Genomic DNA, 22,078 nt, shown 5'->3' on the forward strand with positions numbered 1-22,078 from the left:
TCCCAGACCCCTTATGGGGCAACCCAGTAGGGAAAGGTGCGGTCTTACAAAAATTATAGCATAAGCTGTTCCCTGCTGAAGCGGTATACTCTCTTGCAGAACTTGCACACCACCTCCGCGGGACCTTCACTGAGTATGTCTTCAAGCTCTTCTTCCTGCAATAGCATAAGACTTGAACGAGCAATCTCTTCACTGCATGGACAGTAATACTCCACCTCTTTCAGACCTATTAGCCTAGGCTCCATGCCCATGAGTATATGGATTGCAATGTCTTCAGGTCTCTGGTCTGCCAGCCTGAGGCTTTTCAGATTCTGTTCAAGAAGGGCTATGCTCTTTTCAGATACACCTGAAAGCACCTGCACAAGATAACCTGTAGCATATGCGAGGCCATCCTTCTGACTGAGAGCCATATCCAGATAACTTCTTGTCTGCTCAGACTGCTCAAAGTAAAAGGAAAGGGCTTCCTGAAAGTCTCTTCCCACCACCGGCACTATGCTGGTATAGGGTGTTCCAAGCCTGAGCTCTTTCACCACGCTTAGAGTGCCAGAGTTCCAGCATTCCTGTGGCTGCCCTTCCAGAAAACCCCTCACCCTGCCCTTACCATCTGCCTCAGCCACCACCACACCACAATCGTTCTGCACCTTGAGAAGAACCTTCTGAGGAGTTGCATGCTTTACAAGGGATGTGAGAAGAAGTGCCGATAACAGGGAATGACCGAGGGTCTCAAGACTTTTACCTTCAAGAGCGTGAACTCTTCTTGCTGTCTCTACGGTTCTCGTTGCTCGCAGGGCATAGACCCGAATCAGCTCTTCCCTTGGCACTGCTATTACCATATAGTCCTTGTCCTGAAAGTAGTTTTCAAGGTCGCTTCTTGTCTGAAGGTCCAGTTCTCTGAACATACTTATAAAGATAGCTCATACATTGAACCTGAAGTAGATGATATCTCCATCCTTAACTTCATACTCTTTGCCCTCAAGCCTCAAAAGTCCGAGCTCCTTTGCCCTTGATATGGAGCCGGCTTTTACGTAGTCTTCATAGTTTATGACCTCTGCCGCAATAAAGCCTCTCTCAAAGTCCGAGTGTATTTTACCCGCAGCCTGTGGTGCTTTGGTTCCCATTCTTACTGTCCATGCTCTCGCTTCCTTCTCCCCAGCTGTGAAGAAGGTTATGAGGTTAAGAAGTCCATAGGCTGACCTTATGAGCCTGTTTAGCCCGGGCTCCTCAAGTCCGTAAGATCTGAGAAGTTCCTCCTTTTCTTCTCTTTCAAGACCTATTAACTCTTCTTCAAGCCTTGCACATATAAGGACTGCGGGGGAACCCTCTTCCTTTGCGTATTCAAAAACTCTCCCGCTGAGCTCATTGCCTTCTGGCAGGTCAGACTCACTTACGTTTGCCACATACATGAGCGGTTTCACCGTAAGGAGGAAAAGGCTCTTTTTTGCATACTCAAGCACTTCTGAGGGCAATTCCTTTATGCGTTTCCTCAGAGGTTCCATATTTTCAAGAACTGCCTTTATAGACTCCAGCATTTCCAGCTCCTCCCTTGCCTTCTTATCTCCGAGCCTTGCGAGCTTTTCCACCTTTTCCAGCCTCTTTTCTACCGTCTCTATGTCTTTTGCTATTAGCTCAAGGTCTATTATCTGAGCATCTCTTATGGGGTCCACAGTGCCCTCCACATGGACCACATGGGGATTCTCAAAACATCTGAGCACCATGGCTATAGCATCTACTTCCCTTATATGGGCAAGAAACTGGTTACCGAGGCCCTCACCCTTGCTTGCGTTTCTCACAAGCCCCGCAATATCCACAAACTCTATAAAGGTAGGGGTGACCTTCCTCGACCTTTCAAGCTCCGCTATTGCGTATAGTCTTTTATCTGGAACCTCAACTGTCCCAAGGTTTGGCTCAATGGTGCAGAAGGGATAGTTGGCGGCAGCTGCCTTTGCAGACTGTATGAGGGCGTTAAAGAGGGTAGACTTGCCCACGTTGGGCAGTCCCACTATTCCCACGCTCAGAGCCATAAGCTATTAATTATAATCTAAGGGCTTACTTTATCAACTCACCGAGCTTGAATATGGGCATGTAAAGGGCTATGAGGATGGCACCCACTATCCCGCCTATAAAGACTATGAGCATGGGCTCTATGAGCTTAATCATACCTTCCACCGCCTTGTCAAACTCATCCTCATAAAACCTTGCTATTGTGTCCAGCATCTCATCCAGTCTTCCCGTATCCTCACCCACCCTTACCATGGCTATTATCAGCCTTGGAAACATTCCCGTCTTTTCAAGGGCCTTATGCATGGGCTCACCCTCTATGACCCCCTTCTTTGCAGACTCAAGGGCTTCTCTTATTATAACGTTCCCGGTTACCTGACCAGCTATTTCAAAGGCCCTTTCGAGCACCACACCGCTGGAAAAAAGGGCTGCCATGGTTCTTGCAAACTTTGCCATGGTGCTCTTCATTACAAGGTCACCCATTTTTGGAGCTCTGAGCATAAAGGAGTGCACCGACTTTCTGAACTGATAGCTATTGTTCATCAAGAACCTGAAGAGCAGAGAAAAACCTACCACAAAGGCAAGTATGAAAAGGAGGTTTGACCTTAAAGCGTTGGATGCAGCTATGAGCATCTGAGTTGGGGCCGGTAGTTCTCCGCCAAGGGATGCGTATATTTCCCCGAAGGTGGGAACCAGAAAGTAAAGTATGCCTGTAACTATGGCAGTGGCTATTATGACCACAAAGGTGGGATAAAAGGCAGCGCTCTTTATCTTGCTTTTTATCATCGCCATTTTTTCGTAGTAATCGGCAGCCCTTATCAGGGCAACATCAAGATTACCGGTTTCTTCTCCCACCCTGACAAGATTAACTATGAATTTGGGGAAAACAGCTGGAAACTCCGCCATGGAGCTGGATATGGGCCTTCCCTCGCTTACCATGGTAGCTACCCTTTTACTGGCATCCGCAAGCCTTTTGCTGGGTAGCTGTTCCCCAAGTATGTTGAGGGCATCTATTATATTCAGTCCTGCATTTATCATAGTTCCCAGCTGCCTGCAGAATATGGACAGGTCTCTGTCGCTAACTTTACCGCCTGTCAGGGCTGTAAGCGTGGGCGGCTTCTTCTCCTTCTCTTCCTCTCCCCTTTCAAGTTTTACTATCTCTATAACACTCAAACCCCTCTGTTGCAGGTCTGCTATTAAAGTTTCCTGAGTTGGATAGTTTACCTCGCTTTCCACAAAAGACCCTGTTTCGTCAAAAGCTCTGTACTTGAACCTTGGCATGTTCAGCCTCCTCTCTCAATCATTCTCTCCAGTTCTTTTATATCTGGTGAATACTTGTAAGCCTCTTCGAGAGATATAAGTCCTGCCTTGTAATGACCATACAGGGACTGGTTCATGGTCTGCATGCCTGTCTGAGCCTGACCGCTCTGCATGATGGCATAAATCTGTTGAAGCTTGTTCTCCCTTATAAGGTTTCTTATGGCAGTGTTTGGTATCATAAGCTCGTAGGCAAGGACCCTTCCACCACCAATCTTTGGTAGAAGCCTCTGTGATATGACTCCCTGAAGCACGAAGGAGAGCTGCACCCTCACCTGCTCCTGCTGTTCCGGAGGAAAAACGTCTATTATCCTCGTTATGGTGGATATGGCCGTATTGGTATGGAGGGTTCCGAAAACAAGGTGACCAGTTTCAGCAGCTCTCAGAGCAATCTCTATGGTCTCAAGGTCCCTCATCTCACCAACCAGTATGACATCTGGGTCCTCCCTCAGGGCTGCCCTCAGGGCCTCTGCAAAATTATGAACATCTTCACCTATTTCCCGCTGGTTTACTATACTCTTTCTGTGCTGGAACACATATTCTACCGGGTCTTCAATGGTTATTATATGGTAGGGAAAGGTCTCGTTTATATAGTTTATAAGTGATGCCAGTGTGGTAGTCTTTCCTGAACCTGTGGGTCCGGTGACAAGTATAAGACCCATGCTCTTGTGGCACAGGTCAAGGACCTTCTCCGTAAGACCTATCTCCTTTAGACTCATTATCTTGTATGGTAGTCTCCTAAAGGCGGCTGCAATTGCACCCCTCTGAAAAAAAACGTTTGCTCTGAAACGCCCAATATCCTTGACGCCAAAGGAGAAATCCACCTGTCCTTTCTCTTCAAGGGTTTTCCTGTGCCTTTCAGACATGACAGAGTAGGCAACTCTCTGAGTCATTTCTGGGGTTAATACGGGGTATTCAATAAGCTGTGTTATCCTTCCATCAACCCGCAGCACAGGTCTTGCTCCTGCTGTTATATGGATGTCTGAAGCGTTAACCTGGACAGCCTTTTGAAGTATATCCGCAAGCCTAACATCTGCGGGTGATACGGCGATCTTTTCAGTAGGTGTCATTTTATCCCTCCTTTTATAATTAATTATATGAAACTTCTCTATGAAGGCAAGGCAAAGAAAGTCTATGAGCTTGAGGGGGAGAAATGCCTTATATACTTCAAGGACACAGCCACAGCCTTTGACGCCACCAAGAGGGCTGAGGTTGAGGGAAAAGGTGTGCTCAACAATGCCATATCAAGTCTTATCTTCAAACTCCTTGAAGAAAAAGGCATAAGAACGCACTTTATAGAGCGTGTTTCTGAGAGGGAAATGCTTGTCTGGAGAGCCAGGAGGTTTGACCTGGAGGTGGTTGTAAGAAACATAACCGCAGGGAGTATATGCAAAAGACTCGGACTTAAAGAAGGAGAGAGGTTAAAAAGACCAATCGTTGAGCTCTTCTATAAGAATGACCAGCTACACGACCCTCTCATATGTTTTGAACATGTTCTTCTTCTTGGTATAACAAACAGAAGCACCTTAAGACAGATAACAGCAACTGCTCTTAAAGTGAACAGGATACTGAAGAGCTTCTTCAGGTCCCATGGGCTTTTGCTGGTAGACTTTAAGCTGGAGTTTGGCCTTCTTCCAGATAACACCCTTGCAGTGATAGATGAGATATCACCTGATACCTGCAGGCTCTGGGATGCCAGAACAGGGGAGAAGCTGGACAAGGACAGGTTCAGGTTTGACCTTGGCGACCTGCTGGAAGGCTATAGAAAGGTTCTCGAGAAGGTTCAGGGCGGGTAAAGTATGAGAACAACCCTTCCCATCTTCGACCATACTCTGTCCAGTTCCTTTGCACTGATGGGCTTGCTGGCTTCATAGCCCGTGTGAACGAAGAATGTTTCATCTTTGTATCCCACAACCACCATGTAGTGGGGCAAGCTGACCCACAGTTTTCCCAGGTCCACAAGCACTATGGGAGGGATTCCCTCCTTCAGATAGTCCCTGAGCTCCTGTAGATTTGATACTTTTAATGAGGTCTTGAAGCCCCTTTCTCTGGCATATTTTTCAAGGTCTGTGATGAGAGCGCCCTTTAGCTTTGGGTCATATACCCTTTGCCCAATCTCTTCCTGAGACACCTCTACACCATAATATGCAAGGACAGAACTCAGAGAAGCAGGACCGCAAAACTGGTCCCGCTGCTTAACAAAGGGAACATCCAGATTCTTGGAGAATAAAAAAAGGGGAAAAAGAAGGAGGAGCAGGAACATTCCTCACCTTATGATTATCTCCTTGTTGAGGAGTTTGAGGAGTATGACGATAAGAATTGCCACTATGAGTATACCTATGGCAAGACCAACTCCATCACCACCAGCTAAAACTCTATCAGAAGCCTTTGCCAGCATGTGTATCTGCTCGTCGCTCATTTCTGAAAGCTTTTTTTCCACCTCTTCCTTTGTTAGGCCGTATGCCCTCAGTTTTTCCTGAAGCTGTTTGCTTTCCAGAACCCTGTGTATTTTCGCCATTTCCTCTTCCCTGCTCAGGTTGACAGCCTCAGAGGCAGGTTTGGAGCCCACGAGCCCGGCCACTGCAGGAGCCGCGTTGAAGGCAAAAAACCATCCAGCTGCTCCAAGCACGAGCACAGGTTTTCTTAAAAATCCCAGCATCTTTCCACCTCCTTGTCAGTTTTCTCTAATTATATCAGAAGTGCTCAAGCTCAGGATTAAAGGGGAGTGTTCCGTATTTTGCCCCTTCTACTACCACCTTCCTCCCTTCAACCCTTACCCTTCCCTCTGAAATCCACCTTATTACCTGCGGGAGTATTCTGTGCTCGTGGGCAAGTATCCTTTCAGAAAGACTATCTTCCGTGTCTTCTGGAAGCACTGGCACGCATGCCTGTGCTATAACTGGACCATTATCCAGCTCCTCTGTTACAAAATGAACGCTGCATCCGCTTATCTTTGCTCCGTATTCCAGAGCCTGCCTCTGGGCATGCATTCCCTGAAAGGCTGGTATTAAAGAAGGATGTATGTTAATCACCCTCATTGGGAAGTGTCTGAGGAAAAGGGGGGAAAGCACACGCATAAAACCGGCAAGAACTATAAGCTCAACTCCGGCCTTCTTCATGGCTTCTACAAGAGCCCTCTCAAAATCCTCCTTGCTATCAAAATCCCTTCTCTTGGTAACTCTGTATGGAATTCCATGCCTTACACATCTGTCTATTGCCTGAGCACCCTCTCTGTCACATATGACAAGAGCTATCCTGTCTTTGAGCCTCCCCGCCTCAATGGAGTCTATGATTGCCTGAAGGTTTGAACCACGCCCCGATACAAGAACTCCTAAATTCATGTTATCATATTCTACTTCAAAGCAAGCCATAGAAGGAGGTTATAGAATGAACGTGGAGTTTATAGGTAAGGGTATTGAGTGGACTGACTCAATGAAGGCCTTTGTAGAGGGTAAAGTTGAAAGGTTCAACAGGTTTTTAAAGGAAGCTGAGGAGGACCAGGTAGAGATTGTTGTGACCCTTTCTACCTCAAGAGCAAAACAGAAGGACTTTGCAGGTGAGAGTAGGCCAACCCTTTACAGGGTTGACATGGACATATACCTGAAGACCTGGGGTGGCGGAGCTCTGCACGCCTGGGATGAGGACATTGACCCCTTTTCAGCCCTTGACAGGGTGATGGATGAGATAGAGAGACAGCTTATAAAGCTAAAGCAGAGAAGACATGAACTCAGACGCAGGGGTCACAAGATAAAGGAAGAGCTAATAATGGAAGAGATAAGACCCCATGAAGAGAGAGAAAGACCTCCTATTGTTGAAGAAGAGCTGGTAATAGAAAAACCCATGAGTGTGGAAGATGCGGTCTTTGAACTCCAGGGTTCTGGCATTTATTTCCTACCCTTTCTAGATATAGAAACGGGCACCCTGAGAATAGTTTACAGAAAAAGAGGTGGGAATTACGGAGTTATAAATACTAAATGCAGGGGGTTATAGAGGGGTAGCCCCTCAGGGGCATACTTCCCTCTCTTCAACCTTTACCACCTTACCATCCTGATAGTAGGTGGTCTTTACAATCCTGCAGTTACCTTTTGAAGCTACAGGCTCGGCGTATACTCTCTCTCTTCCATCCTCTGACTTATACTCCACTGGCCTGTTCTGCATGGCAGCCTCCCTTGAAGCCCTTGCCGCTATCTCCGTAATAGTTCCACCAATGACTGCACCCAGAGCACCACCTATCACAGCTCCACGCCACCTGTTGTTCCTGTCTATGAGGGCACCAGCTATGGCACCACCCACTGCTCCAACAGTTGCCCCCTCATAGGTTCTCTGCGTGGTCACCTGACCGCAGGAAAAAAGAAAGCCTGCGGAGAAGACAGTCAATAGAAACAGTGCCTTCTTTTTCATTTTATCACCTCCTTTCTTTACTTAATAATATACTCTCTTCCATTAAAACTTCCTTAAAAATGCTGATGGACTGCCATCCCCTCCGGTCAAGGTCATAATCAAGGCAGAGGGTGAAGTAATCCCTCAATTCCTCATGGTCATAACCTTTAACCTTAATCCTGCCCTGCTCAAGGTCATGGTAGAACTCTTCTCTTGACCTCCTACATTGTTCTTCTATAAAGCTGTCCAGCCAGACAGGGGCATCCTTTCTGACAAGGAAAAGAGCAAAGACAAAGGGAAGACCATGTAGCCGGAACCACTCTTCACCGAGGTCATAGACATAAGGCCACTTGCCGGATAACTTTTCCCTTATAGCCTCATCTCCTATGAGCATCAGAGCTTCGGCCCTGTGCCTTTCTTCCACAAGTTCTGGTTCATTCTGATAAACTTTTCTCACAAGGTAAAGGGCCAGCACTCTGGATGTCATGGATGCAGGCGTAAGATAGAGGCTTTTTATAAGTTCAATGGGCTCTCTTGAAAAGATAAGAACAGAACAGGCTCTTTTCTTGGAGGATATGGATACACCCGGCACTACCCTGTATTCCTCCGGGTGTAGTAAGAATTCAACGGAAGAGACTATTCCCGCCTGTATCTTATTTTCTCTGAGCCTTTTAACCAGGTCTGAGGGGTGTCCTTCAAGAAGACCAACTCTGGAGGTATCCCAGCGGTAAAACAGGGGGAGTGTATTCAGATAGCCCACTTTGCCAATCCTCAGCATTAGATTCGCTTTGATAGCTCTATAAAGTCCTGCAGTTTTCTGTATGCTTTGCCAGATTGTATGGATTCCTTGGCGATTTCAAGGGCCGTGTTCCTGTCTTCGGTGATACCTGAAACCAGGATTCCAAACATAGAATTTATTAAAACCATAAAATAAGCGGGTGAAACCTCTCCCTTAAGCACAGAAAGGACTATTTTTGAGCTTTCATCCACAGAAGACGCCCTTATGTATTCCACCGGGTAAGTCCTGAATCCCATCTCTTCAGGATGAAAGTCATAGAGGAAAACTTCCCCATCTTTCAGCTCTGCAATGCGTGTAGGGGCGCTTATGGAAACCTCATCCATGCCATCTTTACCATGCACCACGAAGGCTCTTTTTATTCCCACGCCCCTCAGGGCAAAGGCTACCTTGTCCACAAGATGGTCTGAAAATACTCCAAGAAGCTGTCTTCTTGCATCTGCAGGGTTTGAAAGGGGACCTATAAGGTTAAAGATGGAACGCAGTCCCACCTCTCTCCTTGGACCTATGACCCTTTTCATGGCTGGATGGAACATGGGTGCAAACATAAAGCCTATACCTATCTCCTCAATCATGGTCTTTACCTGCTCAGGTCCGAGGTCTATCCTTGCACCGAGGTGTTCAAGAAGGTCTGCACTGCCGCTTTTTGAAGACACGGACCTGTTTCCATGCTTGGCAACCCTTATGCCTGCACCCGCAAGCACAAAGGCTACAGCGGTTGACACATTGAAGGTCTCCGACATATCCCCACCTGTTCCACATGTGTCCACAAGGTTTTCCCTGTCCTCTACCTCTACTCTCGTTGCCTTTTCTCTGAAAAAACTGGCCGCCCCCTCTATCTCCTCAGGAGTCTCTCCCTTCATCTTTGTGCCCATTATGAAGGCACCTATCTGGGCATCGGTGGCTCTGCCTTCCACTATGTCTTCCAGCGCCTGCCTGACCTCTTCTCTGGTGAGGTTCTTGAACTCTGAAAGTTTTCTGAGCAGTTCCTTCATAAGCTAAGATTTTAAACCAGAGTATGTTTGAATTCTTCAAAGGATAGAGGGCTGGCCCTTTGAAAAGTTCAAACTTTCACCTTACTGAACTGTTTTATGATAAAAGACCATGGAGCTTTTGAGGCTTGTGAGGGCGTCGGGCTGAGCCAGTAAGCTGGGTCCGGCGGACCTGGAGGAGCTTGTAAAAGGGCTTGAGCTCTACGTGGACCAGAACACCCTTGTGGGTGTGGGCGATGATGCGGGAGTCTACTCTTTTGGTGGAAATGTCTTTGTGCACACGGTGGACTTTATAACTCCTGTAGTGAACGACCCATACCTGTGGGGTGCCATATCCACCGCCAACTCTCTGAGCGATGTTTACGCCATGGGATGCAGACCTCTGAACGCTCTGGCTATTGTAGGCTTCAACAACTGCGAGCTTGAAGTAGAAGTTCTGAAAGAAGTTATGAGAGGCTGTGCCGAAAAGTTGAGAGAGGCGAAGACAGTGCTTCTTGGAGGGCATACCATTGACGATAAAGAGCCCAAGTTTGGGCTTGCAGTCATGGGCGTGTGCGAGGAAGGTAAGTATCTCACTCAGCAGGGAGCAAAGCCCGGAGAGCTTCTTGCACTCACAAAGCCTGTGGGCGTGGGAATCCTCACCAAGGCTATAAAGGAAGGAAAGCTGAAAGAAAGGGATATAAGCCACGCCATAGAATACATGCTCATGCTAAACGACAGAGCCTCTCTTTTAGCAAGGGAGTTTGCCAGTGCATGCACCGATGTGACTGGCTTTGGACTTCTGGGACATGCCTACAACATAGCCAGAAGGTCAGGCGTAAGGCTTGCCATAGACTTCTCTGCTGTGCCAGTTTATGATGAGGCTGTTCACTTTGTAAGGCAAAAGCTCTATCCCAAGGGTGCCATGGACAACTATAACTTTGTGAAGGGACATCTCCTTGAGGATGGGCTTGAGTGGTGGAGGCTTCTGCTCCTTTCTGACCCTGTTACCTCAGGTGGGCTTCTCTTTAGCTTTTCAGAAGATAAGAGAGAGGAGCTTCTCAGGAGGGCTCAGGAGCTTGGTGTAAGTGTGTGGTTTGTGGGAAGGGTGGAGGAGGGAGAGGGGCTCAGGGTCTACCGCTCTTAGACTGTTCCCTCTCTTCTCAGGTTCTCTCTGGAGAGTATGTAGCTTTTTCTCATCATTGCCCTGTTGAGGGCATCCACAAAGCCGTTTACGCTCGCCCTTATTATGTCCACATCCACTCCCCTTCCACTGGCACGCACTCCATTTAGCTCAATCACAAGCCTTGACTCCGCCTGTGCATCCGTGTTGGGTGTGAGAGCCTTGATGGAGAAGTCCAGGAGCTCTGGCTCTATCTCCAGCGCCTTCTGTATTGCCCTTATTATAGCGTCCACGGGTCCATTGCCGGTGGATGTGGCGGTCCTTTCTTCTCCCCTGAAGGAGAGCACCACAGTAGCGGTTGGTAGAAGCCTGTCTCCCGTCTGCACCTGGTAGTGAAGGACTCTTATGGGCTCTTCCTCTTCGTGCTTTACAAACTCTTCATAAACAAGGGCTTCTATGTCCTCTTCGTAGACCTCCTTCTTCTTATCTGCCAGCGCCTTGAACTTTTCAAATATCCTGTCAAGGTCTTCCTCTGTGAACTCAAAGCCCATTTCTTTTAGCTTGCTCTTGAGGGCATGTCTGCCAGAGTGCTTGCCAAGGATTATGCGCGTTGAGGGAAAGCCTACATCCTCTGGAGACATTATCTCGTAGGTGAGGGGGTTTGCCAGCACGCCGTGTTGGTGTATGCCCGATTCGTGTGCAAAGGCGTTGTCGCCCACCACTGCCTTGTTGGGCTGGACAAAACTCCCCGTTATTCTACACAGAAGCCTGCTTGTTCTGTATAGCTCCTTTGTGTTTATGCCCGTGTAAAGTCCTCCAAAGAAGTCCTTGCGGACCTTAAGAGCCATAACGATTTCTTCCAGTGCAGCGTTTCCCGCCCTCTCTCCTATACCGTTTATGGTGCACTCCACCTGTCTTGCTCCGTGCTTTACCGCCATGAGAGAGTTGGCAACAGCCATGCCAAGGTCATCGTGGCAGTGCACGCTTATTATTGCCCTGTCTATGTTGGGCACCTTGTTCCTTATGCCCTCTATGAGGTCTGCAAACTCCTCAGGCACTGTGTAGCCAACCGTGTCTGGTATGTTTATCACAGTGGCACCCGCCTTTATGGCGGTCTCTATGACCCTGTATAGGAAGTCCCTCTGGCTTCTGGTGGCATCCTCGCAGGAAAACTCCACCTCATCCGTAAATCTACGAGCATACTCCACCGCCCTTTTTGCCCTCTGGAGCACCTCTTCAGGAGAAAGCCTGAGCTTATACTTCATGTGAATTTCTGAAGTGGCTATGAAGGTATGAATTCTTTTTCTCTCTGCAGGTGCGAGAGCCTGACCTGCCAGCTCTATGTCCTTCTCAAGGGCTCTGGCAAGGGAGCATATGACGGGTCCTTTTACCTCCTGCGCTATGAGCTGGACCGCATCAAAGTCTCCCCTTGAAGCGGCCGCAAAACCCGCCTCTATCACATCCACCCCAAGCCTTGCAAGCTGATGTGCCATCTGCAGTTTCTCTTCTGTAGTCATAGAAAAGCCCGGTGCCTGCTCTCCGTCTCTGAGAGTGGTGTCAAAGATGTATACCCTGTCCATTCCTTACCTCCTTGTAAATGATAATAATTTGCAATTCACTTTTTGTCAAGAGAAAGAGCAGAAGATATACACTCTCTCGTAGCAACCACTATCTCACCATCTCCACCGGAAAAACTCAAGGACCTGTCCGTAAGATAGCACACACCTGCAAGCCAGCAGGCAATCGCATCCAGCTCATCCTGTGAGTATCCTCTTCTCTCAAGTTTCAAGGGAAGGCTCATGTAAAAGCCCAGTATGGCAACTCTGTCTTTCCTGTCAAGCCCGAGAATATCGTAGAGCGCACCCGGAAAGGTTTCAAAGACCTGAGCTCCTCCTTTTCTCAGGCTCTCTGCCAGTCTCATGGCTCTCTCTGTGAGCATTCTCATTGGACCGAGCGTCACGGGGAAAAACCTGTGCCCGTGCTTTCTCAGAAGAAGGTCACACTCTCTGAAATGTGGACCCCTCTCATGGAGGCTTTTTCTTCCCGCTGGAATAGAAAGGGGGGCATCTATCATCACAAGTGAAAACCTGCTGGCAAGTTCAAGTATCTCTTCATCAGTGTATAGCACGCCCACCTTAAGCTTCCCCTCTTCCCAGTAGGCATAGCCCGTTTTTCTTTTTGGACTTCCCGCAAGGTCAAGACCGAGGATTTTCTCCAAGCCTCTCAAGGTATTCCCGTATACCCTCCTCAAGGCTATACTGGGGTTCGTAGCCAAGGAGCCTCTTTGCCTTTGAGATATCCGCTTGCGTGTGATATTGATAGAAGTCGTAGGGGCAATCAAAATACTCAGGCTGATAGTTCATACCAAGATAGTAGTTCAGTATAGAAACTATCTCGTTAAAGCTCCGAGCCTGACCGGTGGCTATGTTAAATATTCCAGAAACATCCTTCTCAAAGGCCAGAAGGTTTGCCCTCACCACATCCTCCAAGTAGACGAAGTCTCTCTTCTGTTCTCCCCATTTAAAAAGTCTAGGACGTTTACCCTCTTTCATCTGTCTGTATATCTGATAAACCATACTTGCAGTCTTTCCCTTATAGTGCTCTCCAGGACCGTAGACATTGAAGTATCTCAGACCAACAACCTGAACCTCTGTGTGTCTTTCCATAAAACCCATGGCTATCCTGTCCATCATGAGCTTGGAAAAGCCGTAGATGTTCTCCGGCTTTAACCCCTCCTCTTCCCTCATTGGTGGGGGGGTGTTGCCATAAACTCCTGCAGAGGAGGCATAGATGAGTTTGGCTTCCCAATGAAGGCAGGCATCGAGTATATACCTCATGCTGTCTGCATTGACACTGAGCATTCTATTCTGGTCCATAACTGTCGTATCCGTTATGGCTCCCTGATGAAAGACAGCATCAAAGTGATGGCTATTCTTGAGCCATTCCCAGAGATGCGGGTCTGATAAGTCCCCCGTTATAACTTCACCGCTGAAGCCCACAAGGTTTTTAAAGTGTCCAGAAGAAAAATCGTCAAGCACATAAACCCTTGAAACCTGGTATTTTTTCTCAAGAGCCTTTGCAAGATTTGAGCCTATAAAGCCAGCACCACCGGTAACCAGAAATCTCATTTTTTCTTCCTCTTCTTCTGAGACTGCGAGGGCTTACCCTTGAAGGTCAACTTCTTTATTATGTAGGTCTGTCCAAGGTTAAAAACATTGTTGAGAGTCCAGTAGAGAACAAGACCCGCAGGAAAACTGGCAAAGAGGAAGGTGAAGACCACAGAGGTTATTATCATTATGTAATTCTGGGATTTTTCTGGGCTTGGGCTTATGAACTGCTGGGCTATCATGGTGACACCCATCAAAATGGGCAGTATGTAGTAGGGGTCTTTCTGAGCAAGGCTCTGTATCCAGAGAAACTTGGCAAGCTGAAGGTCTGTGGTTATGGTGAGAACTTTATAGAGGGCAAAAAATACAGGTATCTGAAGGAGTATGGGAAGGCATCCCGACATGGGATTGAAGCCCACCTCACTGTATAGCTTCATCATTTCTTCCTGAAACTTTGCAGGATCGTTTTTATACTTCTCTTTGAGCTCCTGCATCTTTGGGGCTAGCTCTGCCATTTTGCCCATGGCAACCGTGCTCTTGTATGTGAGGGGGAACATGAGAAGCCTCACAATAAGGGTCAGGGCAAATATGGAAACAACCCATGAGTGAAGATGCTCGTATATCCAGTACATGAAAATGAAAAGAGGCTTGACTATTAGCCTTAAGGTGCCAAAGTCTATCACATCAGACAGACCTATTTCTCTGAGTCTTGAATACTCCTTGGCACCCGCGTAAAAGATTAATTCACCCCGAGGCTTCACCAGTGTAAGAGTCTCCTGTCCCTGCAGTCTGTATATGGCAACAGCGTCTATATTCCCAGAAAAGCCCTTGAAGTAGTATCTGCTCTCCTCACCTGCAAAGCCTATCTGTCCAGTTATGAGCTCCCTGCCCTCAACTTTTTTAGGGTCTAACCTTTCCACCTTATCACCTATCCTAATTACTGGACCAGAGTGGGTAAAGAAGTCATCCTCTTTGACGCGCATGCCTGAGTTTACAAAGACAGGGGGCAGTCCACTACTTTCCAGCCTGAGAGTAAAGTAGTTGCCTCTGTATTCAAGAATTTTTCTTAGCTCAAAACTTCCCGACTTGAGGGTGGCAATTATTTTATTGCCCTCGGTCCTTATCTCGTAGGGTGAGAAGTTCAGAAGAAGGTCAGTCTCTGGCTCACCTGTGAAGACCTCAAGTGGATATATGCCAAGCCTTTTCTCCTCATCGGTAATCAGTTCCTTCCCATATCTTCTGTCTACAAGGCTCACAACCCTCGCACCCTCCTCCGAGAGCACGAGAATAAACTTCTCAAAGTCAAAGGTCTTCAGAGCTCTGGGCTTTCGCTCCTCTCTATTTGTTCCGAGGAGGAGGGATGGAACCTCCTGAGGCCTTTCTTCTACCTTCTCCTGTGGTTGTGGTGCTGGCTGAGGAGCAAAGAAGATGAGGTATGCCTGGTAACCAAAAAGAAATAGAGTCATTACCGCGAAGATTACCAGCAGTCCTCTTAAGTCCAAATCCTTCTTTTCCATCAGGGATAGTCCACTCCACCCTTAGAAAAGGGGTTACACCTTATAATTCTCCATATAGCTTTGAGCATACCTTTAACAACTCCATGCTTTTCAACTGCCATTATGGCGTAGTTGGAGCATGTGGGATAATACCTGCAACTTGGTGGATAAAGCGGCGATATAAAAATCTGCCAGAGTCTCAAAAATCCAACAACCGCCTTCTTCAAGGTGTCAACCTTTTCCTTCCTTTCTGCCTTCTCCTTTTAATAATAGACCTTCCGCTCTTAGTTTCCATTCTGGCAAGGAAACCACTTTTGCGTTTACGCTTCAGGTTTGAAGTTCGTGTTACATTTCTCTGAGTTGCCATCCTTAACCTCCAGAATCATAAAAGGGGGAGGACCCCCTCACTTTACAAAGAGAAGTATTATAGCCACAAGCAGGGCGTAGAGGGCAAGAGTTTCTATGAAGGCAAGACCTATGAACATTATAGTCTGGAGCCTTCCACCAACTGTGGGGTTCCTTGCTACACCTTCCTGTGTGCCCCTTATGGCATGACCCATACCTACACCAGTCCCCAGAGCTGCAAGACCTATGGCAAGACCTGCACCCAGGAACATGAGACCCTGCCTGAGGTTTTCCCCCTGTCCGGGCTCCGCCGCCAGAGCAAATGCAGGAGCAAGCAGTGCCAGAGCTGTCATGAGTCTGGTTTTCATGTTTCCAACCTCCTTTGATTTATTTTCAGTGTTCTTCATGGGATACAGCACCCGCAAGATAAACAACTGAAAGTATCATGAATATGTATGTTTGTATAAAGACTGCAAGGAACTTTATGGCTATTATAAATAGCAAGAAAATGGGAGAGACTGCCATAGTAAATGGATTCTTAATCACAAGCCCCACTAGGACCACCAGCAACAAAGCCCCACCCTTCATGTTGGCAAAAAGCCTGAGTGTAAGGGTTATGGGTCTTGCCAAGTTAGAGATAATCTCTATTACGAAGAATACGGGAGCTAGATATGGATTGGGACCAGCGAAGTGCTTGAGATAACTAAGCCCATGAAGTCTGAACCCCTCGATGTTGTATAGTATAAAAACTATAAGAGCAAGCGCAAGGTTCGTGTTTACATTACCAGTGGGGGCTTCAAGCCCTGGCACCATACCAAGGAGGTTTGAGAAGAAAACAAAAAGCCCTATGCTTGCTATGAGGGGAACATACCTGAGGCCCTCATGTCCCATATTTTCAAGAACCATACCTCTGACAAAACGCACATAACCCTCCCAGAAGGCCTGAAACTTTGAGGGTTTGAGGGAAGGCTTCCCTGCCAAAGAAACGAGCCCAAGGGAGATAGCCATCGCGAGCACACCAAAATAGACATGACTCAGATTTAGCTCTTGCATGGCATAGAAATTATACCATAAAATTCCATGCATGCATTACAGAAGTCCAGAAGATAGTCTGATAGAGCTGAACACCACCCCTGAAGGGCTCAATGAAAGGGAGGTAGAGAAGAGGCTTGCCCTCTTTGGCTATAACACACTTAGGGAAGAGAGAGAAAGCAAGCTCAGGGTGCTCGTAAGGCAGTTTACCAGCCCTTTTGTTCTTATACTTCTCATAGCCGGGTTTATCGCCTTCTTTCTAGGAGACCTGAAGGATGCACTGGTAGTGTATGGTATTCTCTTGGTGAATGGGCTTCTGGGCTTTTATCAGGAACTCAGAGCCATAGCTTCAATAGAGGCTCTTAAGTCCCTGACCGCCCCTAAGGTAAGGGTAATAAGGGAAGGTAGAGAAAAGGAAATAGACGGCAAAGAACTCGTGCCAGGAGACCTTGTTCTGCTGGGTGAGGGAGATGTGGTGCCAGCGGACATAAGGCTCATAGAAAGTGCAGGGCTCATGGTGGATGAAGCCATGCTCACAGGAGAGTCCTTACCCGTTGAAAAGGAGGCTGGCACGGTGCTGGCGGAGGATACACCCCTGCATGCGAGAAGCAACTGTCTTTATAAGGGGACAACGGTGGTAAGGGGTAGGGGGCTTGGTGTAGTCTTTGCCACTGGAAGGAACACAGAACTTGGCAAAATAGCCCAGAGGGTGCAGGAAAGGTCTCCGGAAAGCCCCCTGACAAAAGCCCTGAGCAGCTTTGGAAAAAGGTGGATATTTATCCTGCTTGCACTTCTCTCCCTGCTCGTGGCCGTGGGAGTTCTTCAGGGCAGAGATGCAAAGACCATTGTTTTCTTCGCCATAGCCCAGCTGGTGTCTGCGGTTCCTGAGGGTCTTCCAATCGTGGTTACCATAGCCCTCGTGGTTGGTGCAGTGAGGCTCTCAAGGGAGAAGGTTCTCGTCAAATACCTGCCAGCTGTTGAGACCCTTGGAAGTGCCACCTACATATGCTCCGATAAAACCGGCACTATAACTCTGGGTAAACTCAGCGTTAAGGAGTATGTTGCCTATGATAAAAGAAGGCTTTTTATCGGTGCAGCCCTGTGCAACGATGCAGACGGTCTGAGGGGTGACCCTCTGGAACTGGCCCTTCTGGAGTGGCTGGAAAAAGAGAGAGTAAACTGGGAAGCACTGAGAAAGGGATACGAAAGGGTATGGGAGCATCCCTTTGACACAAAAAGGAGGCTTATGGCAGTTATCGTATCTGACGGCTCAGGTGCTTTTGATTTCTACGTAAAGGGTGCTCTTGAAAGCCTTGCAGGCATGTGTGAGAAGGGTTGTCCTCGGGAAGTCCAGCAGGCTCACGACAGGCTGGCGGAGGAGGGGCTGAGGGTTCTGGCTTTTGGACATACAAAACTCAGAGAGATACCAAAAAGTGTGGATGATGTGAGGATTGACCTTGTTGGCCTTGTTGGGTTTCTTGACCCTCCAAAAGAGGGGGTCAAGGAGGCGGTTGAAACCGCAAAGACCGCAGGCATAAGAGTAATCATGGTTACCGGGGACAATCTACTGACGGCAAGGGCTATAGGCAGGATGGTTGGGATTTATGGAGAAAATGACATAGCCATAGAGGGCAAGGAGCTTGAAAAATACAGCGATGAAGAACTCTACAACCTGCTTAAAAAAGTCAGCGTTGTGGCAAGGGCAACACCGGAGGACAAATACAGGATAGTGAAGGTTCTACAGTCAAAGGGTGAGATAGTGGCAGTAACTGGTGATGGTGCCAACGATGCACCCGCTCTCAGGGTGGCAGACCTTGGCATTGCCATGGGCTCAGGGTCTCAGGCGGCAAAGGACGCCGCCAAGATGGTCATAGTGGACAACAACCTTGCCATAATAGTGAACGCAATAAGGAGGGGCAGGCTCATCGCTAAGAACATAGCCAAAGTTATAAGGTATTTACTCTCTGCCAACTCCTTCCAGATTTTTTACAACTCCATGGCCATAATCACGGGCCTCCCTCTTCCCCTCTATCCCACCCAGATACTCTGGATAAACCTCGTCACCGACGGTGTTCAGGATAAAGCCTATCCCTTTACAAAGTATGAAGGCAATCCAATGAAGGAGAAGCCTAAAAACCCTGTGAGAGTGTTCATGGGCAGGGAGCAGTTCCTTGCAGTTGCCTACAATGGACTTCTCATGGCGGTGATGCACTACTTTCTTTTCCTTTACCTTCTAAAGTTATACCCCTACGAGACTGCACTGACTATTAGCTTTACCTCCGCAGTGGTAAGTCAGTGGGCAGTGGGCATTCAGGAGGTGGGGGAAAAGCCTTTTTTCAGGAACCCTCTTGAATATATCAGGTTGAACCCTTACGTTTACCTTGGTATACTACTTGGAGCCTTCCTTCAGCTTCTTGCGGTAACCATTATTGCGGATTATTTCCATGCAGTCCTTCTATGGCCAGAACATCTGCCCTACGCCCTGGTTCTGCCCCTTCTTACCTTTGCAGGAATAGAAGTGAGAAAATGGCTTCTTTACTGGAAAAGATAGGTCACCAGCTCTTCCACAGGTAGCCTTCTGAGAGATTCAATACTGTAAGGCCTTTCCTGCTCTGGAATCTTTATGCAGTCGCATTCCATAGACTTCCAGCGGTTAAGAACCAGCTGAACACGCATATCTTTTAGCCTGTTTTCTATATCTCTGGCTTCCTGCATAGACAGGGGCTCTTCGTTCGCCACTGCAAAGACCACAGTTTTTTCCCTGAAGATTTTCACAAGAGTGTCCAACCGTTTTCTTCTGTCCTCTATAAGCTCCGAGAGTCCATCTCTTCTTCCCATAAAAGCCTCTACCTTTCCCCTTTCCTCCGCCACCTTTTTTAAGAACTCAAACCATCCACCAACCATATGGGCGGTCTCAAAAAGCCTGAGCATCTGACCTGTGGGGGCAGAGTCCACGATTACAGAGGGAAACTCCATACAGTAATCCACAATTCTGTCAAGCACTGCGGTCTCAAGGGCTGTGGGGGAGTTTTTGAGATACTTTACATATTCCCTTATGCCAGACCTGACCCTAGGCAAGATATCAGTAAGGGCAGAAAGAACCCTGTCTGTATACTCCTCCACAAGCCTGCTGGCATCAAGTTCAATAGCAAAGAAGTTTTCCTTCAACCTCTTCAAAGAGGGTCCCACCTGCACGCCGAGTATACCAGAAAGTGAGTGAGCGGGGTCAATGGAGACAAGAAGAGTTTTCTCCCTTTCTGATAGCCTCAGGGCTGTGGCACAGGCAAGAGTGCTTTTTCCCACACCTCCCTTACCTCCAAAGAATACAAGCCTCTTCAACAGCACGGCAGGAAGTCTAAACTGACCATCTCAAGTCCAAGACTTTTGTGCCAGAGATGGAACTCCTGAAACATGTAAGGGTAGAGGTCAAGGACATAAATGCCCAGAGGATTGTCGAGCCCAAAGTAATCAAGAAAAAGAGACAGGAGAAGGAGGTCCCTTGTGTAGGAATAGGAGACCTCCAGCGGTTTTTTAAACTGCAGGTCTATAAAGCCTTTTAATATATCCCTCATTTAAGGCTGAGCACCCACCTGGCGAGGTCCCTTGCCTCCTGCTCCGTAACATTTTGTGGGGGCATAGGAACCTGACCCCACACACCCACACCGCCGTTTTTTATCCTTTTAGCAAGTTCCTCCTCTATGTTGGGCTGTCCTGCAAACCTCTTTGCAACATCCTTAAAAGCAGGTCCGACCTTTTTGGCGTTTATGTCATGACAGGCAAAGCATCCCTTCTGCTGGGCAAAGGCCTGCATGTCCTTGACCTGAGCAGTTGCTTGGGGAGCTGGTACTTTAGCCTCCTGCTGTGTGGGCTTCTCTTCTGCCTTTGGTTGTTCAGCAGGCTTTTGTTCTGCCTGAGGCTGTGCCTCCTGCTGAGCTGGTTTCTGCTCTGCCTGTGTAGCAGGCTGCTCAGTTTTGGGCTGTTCTGCAGGTTTCTGTTGGCAAGAAAAGGCAAGCACCGCTCCAGAAACCATAGCAAAATAGATGAACCCTCTCATCGCCAGACCTCCTTGCTTTAATGAAAAGAGTATATGCCATGAAAAATTAAAATTTGATGAAAATTTGGCTTATAATCTTTAGCCATGCTGGAAACAAGGGAGATAATGGAAATCCTGCCTCACAGATACCCTATACTTCTCGTTGACAGGATAATAGAGATTGAAACTGGAAAAAGAATAGTGGGACTCAAAAACGTATCCGCGAACGAACCTGTCTTCCAGGGCCATTTTCCTGGCTTTCCTCTTATGCCAGGGGTATACCTGCTCGAAGCCATGGCTCAGGTGGGGGGAATTCTTATGATAAAGTCCCTGGGGCTTGAGATAGGGAAATATGCAATAGTCTTTGCTGGAATTGACGAGGCAAGATTTAAAAGACCAGTGTATCCCGGAGACCAGCTCCTCATGGAGCTTGAGGTTATATCCCTGAAGAAGAGTCTTTCCAAGATGAAGGGCACCGCAAGGGTAAACTCTGAAGTGGTGGCCACCGCAGTTCTGTATGCGGCAGCCAGAGAGCTTAAAGACTTAAGACGCTGAGGCCTCCTCAAGGGCTTTCAGCCCCTTACTTGTCAGGGTATAGGCATCAGCCTCTACCTGAAGAAAGCCTGCCTGAGTTAGCTCCCTCAGAGAACTTCTTACTTGAAAGAGAGGGCGGCCCGTTATCTGAGCCGCTTCCTGAGGGCTTACCTTACCCTTATCCTTGACAAGCTTGAGAAAGGACAGAGCCCTTTCGGAAAGCTTTCCATCCGGGCTTACGCATCCCATGCTCATGGCTTACCCCAGCTTTTTCTTGCAGAAATACCAGTCTGCGCATTCGTAGCCATCCCTGAGCCTCTTTATCGCATCCTCATAGGTGACTGGTGGCGGCACGATTACCTTGGTGTTTTCCTCGGTGAATTCCCATGTCTGTGGTGTGGGCACCCAGTCTGCAGGTGTAGCCACTCCATGCGCATCTGCGGTCTGGAGGGCATCTATGAGCCTGAGTATCTCTCTCATATTTCTTCCAGCAGACAGCGGGTAGTAGATTATGGCTCTTATCTTTCCGTTTGGGTCTACAATGAACACAGCCCTGACTGTGGCGGTGGAGCTTTCCCCGGGGTGAAGCATACCGTAGAGCCTTGCCACTTTGCCGTCAGCATCCGCCACTATGGGGAAGGGTATATCCACGCCCAGTTTTTCCTTGATATTCATCACCCATGCGATGTGGGAGAAGTTGCTGTCAATGCTCAGCCCCAGAAGCTGGACGTTCCTCTTCTGAAACTCTTCGTAGAGCCTGGCAAAGCCCATAAACTCTGTGGTGCATACAGGTGTAAAGTCTGCTGGGTGTGAGAAGAAAACAACCCACTGACCCTGAAAGTCCTCAGGGAATCTTATAGGCCCCATGGTGGTCTGGGCCTCAAAAGCGGGTGCCTGGTCTCCTATCCTTGGCATGCTGACTACCTGCTCCATGTTTCTACCTCCT

At 48.0% G+C, this 22,078-nt stretch carries 28 protein-coding genes; 5 read left to right on the forward strand and 23 right to left on the reverse strand.

Annotated elements, in window-relative coordinates; all coding sequences use genetic code 11:
- Positions 1-53 precede the first annotated feature (53 nt).
- The 4 genes from ACKRDP_RS05290 to ACKRDP_RS05305 are packed head-to-tail and all read right to left on the reverse strand — an operon-like array spanning position 54 to position 4,385.
- The gene (locus tag ACKRDP_RS05290; protein ID WP_409153721.1) at positions 54-899 is read right to left on the reverse strand and encodes an Hsp33 family molecular chaperone HslO; all 846 of its coding nucleotides are present in this window, start codon (positions 897-899) and stop codon (positions 54-56) included.
- Positions 900-914: 15 nt separating this feature from the next.
- Positions 915-2,021: a redox-regulated ATPase YchF gene (gene ychF / locus ACKRDP_RS05295; RefSeq protein WP_409153722.1), complete on the reverse strand. Its 1,107-nt coding sequence runs from the start codon at positions 2,019-2,021 to the stop codon at positions 915-917.
- Positions 2,022-2,046: 25 nt separating this feature from the next.
- Positions 2,047-3,279, reverse strand: a complete 1,233-nt coding sequence (locus ACKRDP_RS05300; RefSeq protein ID WP_409153723.1) for a type II secretion system F family protein — start codon at positions 3,277-3,279, stop codon at positions 2,047-2,049.
- 2 nt (positions 3,280-3,281) lie between these two features.
- The gene (locus ACKRDP_RS05305) at positions 3,282-4,385 is read right to left on the reverse strand and encodes a type IV pilus twitching motility protein PilT (protein WP_409153725.1); all 1,104 of its coding nucleotides are present in this window, start codon (positions 4,383-4,385) and stop codon (positions 3,282-3,284) included.
- A 27-nt stretch (positions 4,386-4,412) separates the two neighbouring features.
- On the opposite strand from ACKRDP_RS05305, the gene purC reads away from it, so the two are divergent.
- Positions 4,413-5,111, forward strand: a complete 699-nt coding sequence (gene purC / locus ACKRDP_RS05310) for a phosphoribosylaminoimidazolesuccinocarboxamide synthase (RefSeq protein ID WP_409153726.1) — start codon at positions 4,413-4,415, stop codon at positions 5,109-5,111.
- Here purC and ACKRDP_RS05315 read toward each other — a convergent pair.
- From ACKRDP_RS05315 to purN, 3 genes are read right to left on the reverse strand one after another with little or no spacing between them, the layout of a single operon-like run.
- A complete protein-coding gene (locus ACKRDP_RS05315) occupies positions 5,099-5,578 on the reverse strand; it encodes a C39 family peptidase (protein WP_409153728.1) in 480 nt (159 codons plus the stop codon). The genes purC and ACKRDP_RS05315 overlap by 13 nt on opposite strands.
- Before the next feature lie 3 nt (positions 5,579-5,581).
- Positions 5,582-5,974 carry a PA2779 family protein gene (locus ACKRDP_RS05320; protein ID WP_409153729.1) on the reverse strand — a complete coding sequence of 131 codons (393 nt, stop codon included), beginning with the start codon at positions 5,972-5,974 and terminating at the stop codon, positions 5,582-5,584.
- A 34-nt stretch (positions 5,975-6,008) separates the two neighbouring features.
- Positions 6,009-6,656, reverse strand: a complete 648-nt coding sequence (purN, locus tag ACKRDP_RS05325; protein WP_409153730.1) for a phosphoribosylglycinamide formyltransferase — start codon at positions 6,654-6,656, stop codon at positions 6,009-6,011.
- A gap of 46 nt (positions 6,657-6,702) precedes the next feature.
- On the opposite strand from purN, the gene hpf reads away from it, so the two are divergent.
- The gene (gene hpf, locus ACKRDP_RS05330; protein WP_409153731.1) at positions 6,703-7,305 is read left to right on the forward strand and encodes a ribosome hibernation-promoting factor, HPF/YfiA family; all 603 of its coding nucleotides are present in this window, start codon (positions 6,703-6,705) and stop codon (positions 7,303-7,305) included.
- A 12-nt stretch (positions 7,306-7,317) separates the two neighbouring features.
- Here the strand turns inward: hpf and ACKRDP_RS05335 are convergent, their stop codons facing one another.
- The 3 genes from ACKRDP_RS05335 to trpD are packed head-to-tail and all read right to left on the reverse strand — an operon-like array spanning position 7,318 to position 9,486.
- Complete coding sequence (locus ACKRDP_RS05335; protein WP_409153733.1) at positions 7,318-7,716, reverse strand: YMGG-like glycine zipper-containing protein; 399 nt, start codon at positions 7,714-7,716, stop codon at positions 7,318-7,320.
- 4 nt (positions 7,717-7,720) lie between these two features.
- Entirely contained in the window at positions 7,721-8,473 is a 753-nt protein-coding gene (locus ACKRDP_RS05340; RefSeq protein ID WP_409153734.1) for a menaquinone biosynthesis protein, read from the reverse strand.
- On the reverse strand, positions 8,473-9,486 hold the full coding sequence (gene trpD, locus ACKRDP_RS05345) for an anthranilate phosphoribosyltransferase (protein WP_409153736.1): 1,014 nt from the start codon (positions 9,484-9,486) through the stop codon (positions 8,473-8,475). The genes ACKRDP_RS05340 and trpD overlap by 1 nt, the downstream gene beginning before the upstream one ends.
- A 154-nt stretch (positions 9,487-9,640) precedes the next feature.
- On the opposite strand from trpD, the gene selD reads away from it, so the two are divergent.
- Entirely contained in the window at positions 9,641-10,609 is a 969-nt protein-coding gene (selD, locus tag ACKRDP_RS05350; RefSeq protein WP_409153775.1) for a selenide, water dikinase SelD, read from the forward strand.
- Here the strand turns inward: selD and leuA are convergent.
- From leuA to atpB, 8 genes are read right to left on the reverse strand one after another with little or no spacing between them, the layout of a single operon-like run.
- Entirely contained in the window at positions 10,606-12,165 is a 1,560-nt protein-coding gene (gene leuA, locus ACKRDP_RS05355) for a 2-isopropylmalate synthase (protein WP_409153738.1), read from the reverse strand. The two genes, selD and leuA, sit on opposite strands and share 4 nt — an antisense overlap.
- A gap of 35 nt (positions 12,166-12,200) precedes the next feature.
- Positions 12,201-12,812: a DUF429 domain-containing protein gene (locus ACKRDP_RS05360; RefSeq protein WP_409153740.1), complete on the reverse strand. Its 612-nt coding sequence runs from the start codon at positions 12,810-12,812 to the stop codon at positions 12,201-12,203.
- Entirely contained in the window at positions 12,781-13,713 is a 933-nt protein-coding gene (rfaD, locus tag ACKRDP_RS05365) for an ADP-glyceromanno-heptose 6-epimerase (protein ID WP_409153741.1), read from the reverse strand. Before rfaD ends, ACKRDP_RS05360 begins: the two co-directional genes overlap by 32 nt.
- Positions 13,710-15,209, reverse strand: a complete 1,500-nt coding sequence (locus tag ACKRDP_RS05370; RefSeq protein ID WP_409153742.1) for a YidC/Oxa1 family insertase periplasmic-domain containing protein — start codon at positions 15,207-15,209, stop codon at positions 13,710-13,712. The genes rfaD and ACKRDP_RS05370 overlap by 4 nt, the downstream gene beginning before the upstream one ends.
- Positions 15,209-15,415, reverse strand: coding sequence for a membrane protein insertion efficiency factor YidD (gene yidD / locus ACKRDP_RS05375; protein ID WP_409153743.1), 207 nt, complete (start codon positions 15,413-15,415; stop codon positions 15,209-15,211). The genes ACKRDP_RS05370 and yidD overlap by 1 nt, the downstream gene beginning before the upstream one ends.
- Positions 15,412-15,555 carry a 50S ribosomal protein L34 gene (rpmH, locus tag ACKRDP_RS05380; RefSeq protein WP_409153744.1) on the reverse strand — a complete coding sequence of 48 codons (144 nt, stop codon included), beginning with the start codon at positions 15,553-15,555 and terminating at the stop codon, positions 15,412-15,414. Before rpmH ends, yidD begins: the two co-directional genes overlap by 4 nt.
- A 37-nt stretch (positions 15,556-15,592) precedes the next feature.
- Entirely contained in the window at positions 15,593-15,901 is a 309-nt protein-coding gene (gene atpE / locus ACKRDP_RS05385; RefSeq protein WP_409153745.1) for an ATP synthase F0 subunit C, read from the reverse strand.
- A gap of 25 nt (positions 15,902-15,926) precedes the next feature.
- Positions 15,927-16,619 carry a F0F1 ATP synthase subunit A gene (gene atpB / locus ACKRDP_RS05390; RefSeq protein WP_409153746.1) on the reverse strand — a complete coding sequence of 231 codons (693 nt, stop codon included), beginning with the start codon at positions 16,617-16,619 and terminating at the stop codon, positions 15,927-15,929.
- Here atpB and ACKRDP_RS05395 point away from each other — a divergent pair.
- Positions 16,618-19,116, forward strand: coding sequence for a cation-translocating P-type ATPase (locus ACKRDP_RS05395; RefSeq protein ID WP_409153747.1), 2,499 nt, complete (start codon positions 16,618-16,620; stop codon positions 19,114-19,116). The genes atpB and ACKRDP_RS05395 overlap by 2 nt on opposite strands.
- Here the strand turns inward: ACKRDP_RS05395 and ACKRDP_RS05400 are convergent.
- The 3 genes from ACKRDP_RS05400 to ACKRDP_RS05410 are packed head-to-tail and all read right to left on the reverse strand — an operon-like array spanning position 19,101 to position 20,376.
- Entirely contained in the window at positions 19,101-19,910 is an 810-nt protein-coding gene (locus tag ACKRDP_RS05400) for an ArsA family ATPase (protein ID WP_409153748.1), read from the reverse strand. The two genes, ACKRDP_RS05395 and ACKRDP_RS05400, sit on opposite strands and share 16 nt — an antisense overlap.
- Complete coding sequence (locus ACKRDP_RS05405; protein WP_409153749.1) at positions 19,901-20,137, reverse strand: DUF7990 family protein; 237 nt, start codon at positions 20,135-20,137, stop codon at positions 19,901-19,903. Before ACKRDP_RS05405 ends, ACKRDP_RS05400 begins: the two co-directional genes overlap by 10 nt.
- Positions 20,134-20,376, reverse strand: coding sequence for a c-type cytochrome (locus ACKRDP_RS05410; protein WP_409153776.1), 243 nt, complete (start codon positions 20,374-20,376; stop codon positions 20,134-20,136). The genes ACKRDP_RS05405 and ACKRDP_RS05410 overlap by 4 nt, the downstream gene beginning before the upstream one ends.
- A gap of 330 nt (positions 20,377-20,706) precedes the next feature.
- On the opposite strand from ACKRDP_RS05410, the gene fabZ reads away from it, so the two are divergent.
- Entirely contained in the window at positions 20,707-21,153 is a 447-nt protein-coding gene (gene fabZ / locus ACKRDP_RS05415; RefSeq protein WP_409153777.1) for a 3-hydroxyacyl-ACP dehydratase FabZ, read from the forward strand.
- On the opposite strand, the gene ACKRDP_RS05420 is transcribed toward fabZ, so the two are convergent.
- Together ACKRDP_RS05420 and ACKRDP_RS05425 are read right to left on the reverse strand one after the other, a co-directional pair.
- Positions 21,142-21,387: a hypothetical protein gene (locus ACKRDP_RS05420; RefSeq protein WP_409153750.1), complete on the reverse strand. Its 246-nt coding sequence runs from the start codon at positions 21,385-21,387 to the stop codon at positions 21,142-21,144. The two genes, fabZ and ACKRDP_RS05420, sit on opposite strands and share 12 nt — an antisense overlap.
- 3 nt (positions 21,388-21,390) lie before the next feature.
- On the reverse strand, positions 21,391-22,065 hold the full coding sequence (locus tag ACKRDP_RS05425) for a peroxiredoxin (protein ID WP_409153751.1): 675 nt from the start codon (positions 22,063-22,065) through the stop codon (positions 21,391-21,393).
- Between the last annotated feature and the right edge of the window lie 13 nt (positions 22,066-22,078).

The sequence above is a fragment of the Pampinifervens navoyensis genome, assembly GCF_046159715.1.
Classification (GTDB): Bacteria; Aquificota; Aquificia; order Aquificales; family Aquificaceae; genus Pampinifervens.

Coding starts and splice junctions, on each gene's coding strand:
- ACKRDP_RS05300 (WP_409153723.1), bottom strand. CDS start 3,279: ATGCCAAGGTTCAAGTACAGAGCTTTTGACGAAACAGGGTCTTTTGTG.
- hpf (WP_409153731.1), top strand. CDS start 6,703: ATGAACGTGGAGTTTATAGGTAAGGGTATTGAGTGGACTGACTCAATG.
- ACKRDP_RS05315 (WP_409153728.1), bottom strand. CDS start 5,578: ATGTTCCTGCTCCTCCTTCTTTTTCCCCTTTTTTTATTCTCCAAGAAT.
- ACKRDP_RS05420 (WP_409153750.1), bottom strand. CDS start 21,387: ATGAGCATGGGATGCGTAAGCCCGGATGGAAAGCTTTCCGAAAGGGCT.
- ACKRDP_RS05395 (WP_409153747.1), top strand. CDS start 16,618: ATGCATTACAGAAGTCCAGAAGATAGTCTGATAGAGCTGAACACCACC.
- ACKRDP_RS05425 (WP_409153751.1), bottom strand. CDS start 22,065: ATGGAGCAGGTAGTCAGCATGCCAAGGATAGGAGACCAGGCACCCGCT.
- rpmH (WP_409153744.1), bottom strand. CDS start 15,555: ATGGCAACTCAGAGAAATGTAACACGAACTTCAAACCTGAAGCGTAAA.
- ACKRDP_RS05305 (WP_409153725.1), bottom strand. CDS start 4,385: ATGACACCTACTGAAAAGATCGCCGTATCACCCGCAGATGTTAGGCTT.
- ACKRDP_RS05370 (WP_409153742.1), bottom strand. CDS start 15,209: ATGGAAAAGAAGGATTTGGACTTAAGAGGACTGCTGGTAATCTTCGCG.
- rfaD (WP_409153741.1), bottom strand. CDS start 13,713: ATGAGATTTCTGGTTACCGGTGGTGCTGGCTTTATAGGCTCAAATCTT.
- ACKRDP_RS05290 (WP_409153721.1), bottom strand. CDS start 899: ATGTTCAGAGAACTGGACCTTCAGACAAGAAGCGACCTTGAAAACTAC.
- purC (WP_409153726.1), top strand. CDS start 4,413: ATGAAACTTCTCTATGAAGGCAAGGCAAAGAAAGTCTATGAGCTTGAG.
- ACKRDP_RS05340 (WP_409153734.1), bottom strand. CDS start 8,473: ATGCTGAGGATTGGCAAAGTGGGCTATCTGAATACACTCCCCCTGTTT.
- purN (WP_409153730.1), bottom strand. CDS start 6,656: ATGAATTTAGGAGTTCTTGTATCGGGGCGTGGTTCAAACCTTCAGGCA.
- ACKRDP_RS05335 (WP_409153733.1), bottom strand. CDS start 7,716: ATGAAAAAGAAGGCACTGTTTCTATTGACTGTCTTCTCCGCAGGCTTT.
- ACKRDP_RS05320 (WP_409153729.1), bottom strand. CDS start 5,974: ATGCTGGGATTTTTAAGAAAACCTGTGCTCGTGCTTGGAGCAGCTGGA.
- ACKRDP_RS05405 (WP_409153749.1), bottom strand. CDS start 20,137: ATGAGGGATATATTAAAAGGCTTTATAGACCTGCAGTTTAAAAAACCG.
- ychF (WP_409153722.1), bottom strand. CDS start 2,021: ATGGCTCTGAGCGTGGGAATAGTGGGACTGCCCAACGTGGGCAAGTCT.
- atpB (WP_409153746.1), bottom strand. CDS start 16,619: ATGCATGGAATTTTATGGTATAATTTCTATGCCATGCAAGAGCTAAAT.
- trpD (WP_409153736.1), bottom strand. CDS start 9,486: ATGAAGGAACTGCTCAGAAAACTTTCAGAGTTCAAGAACCTCACCAGA.
- leuA (WP_409153738.1), bottom strand. CDS start 12,165: ATGGACAGGGTATACATCTTTGACACCACTCTCAGAGACGGAGAGCAG.
- ACKRDP_RS05410 (WP_409153776.1), bottom strand. CDS start 20,376: ATGCAGGCCTTTGCCCAGCAGAAGGGATGCTTTGCCTGTCATGACATA.
- atpE (WP_409153745.1), bottom strand. CDS start 15,901: ATGAAAACCAGACTCATGACAGCTCTGGCACTGCTTGCTCCTGCATTT.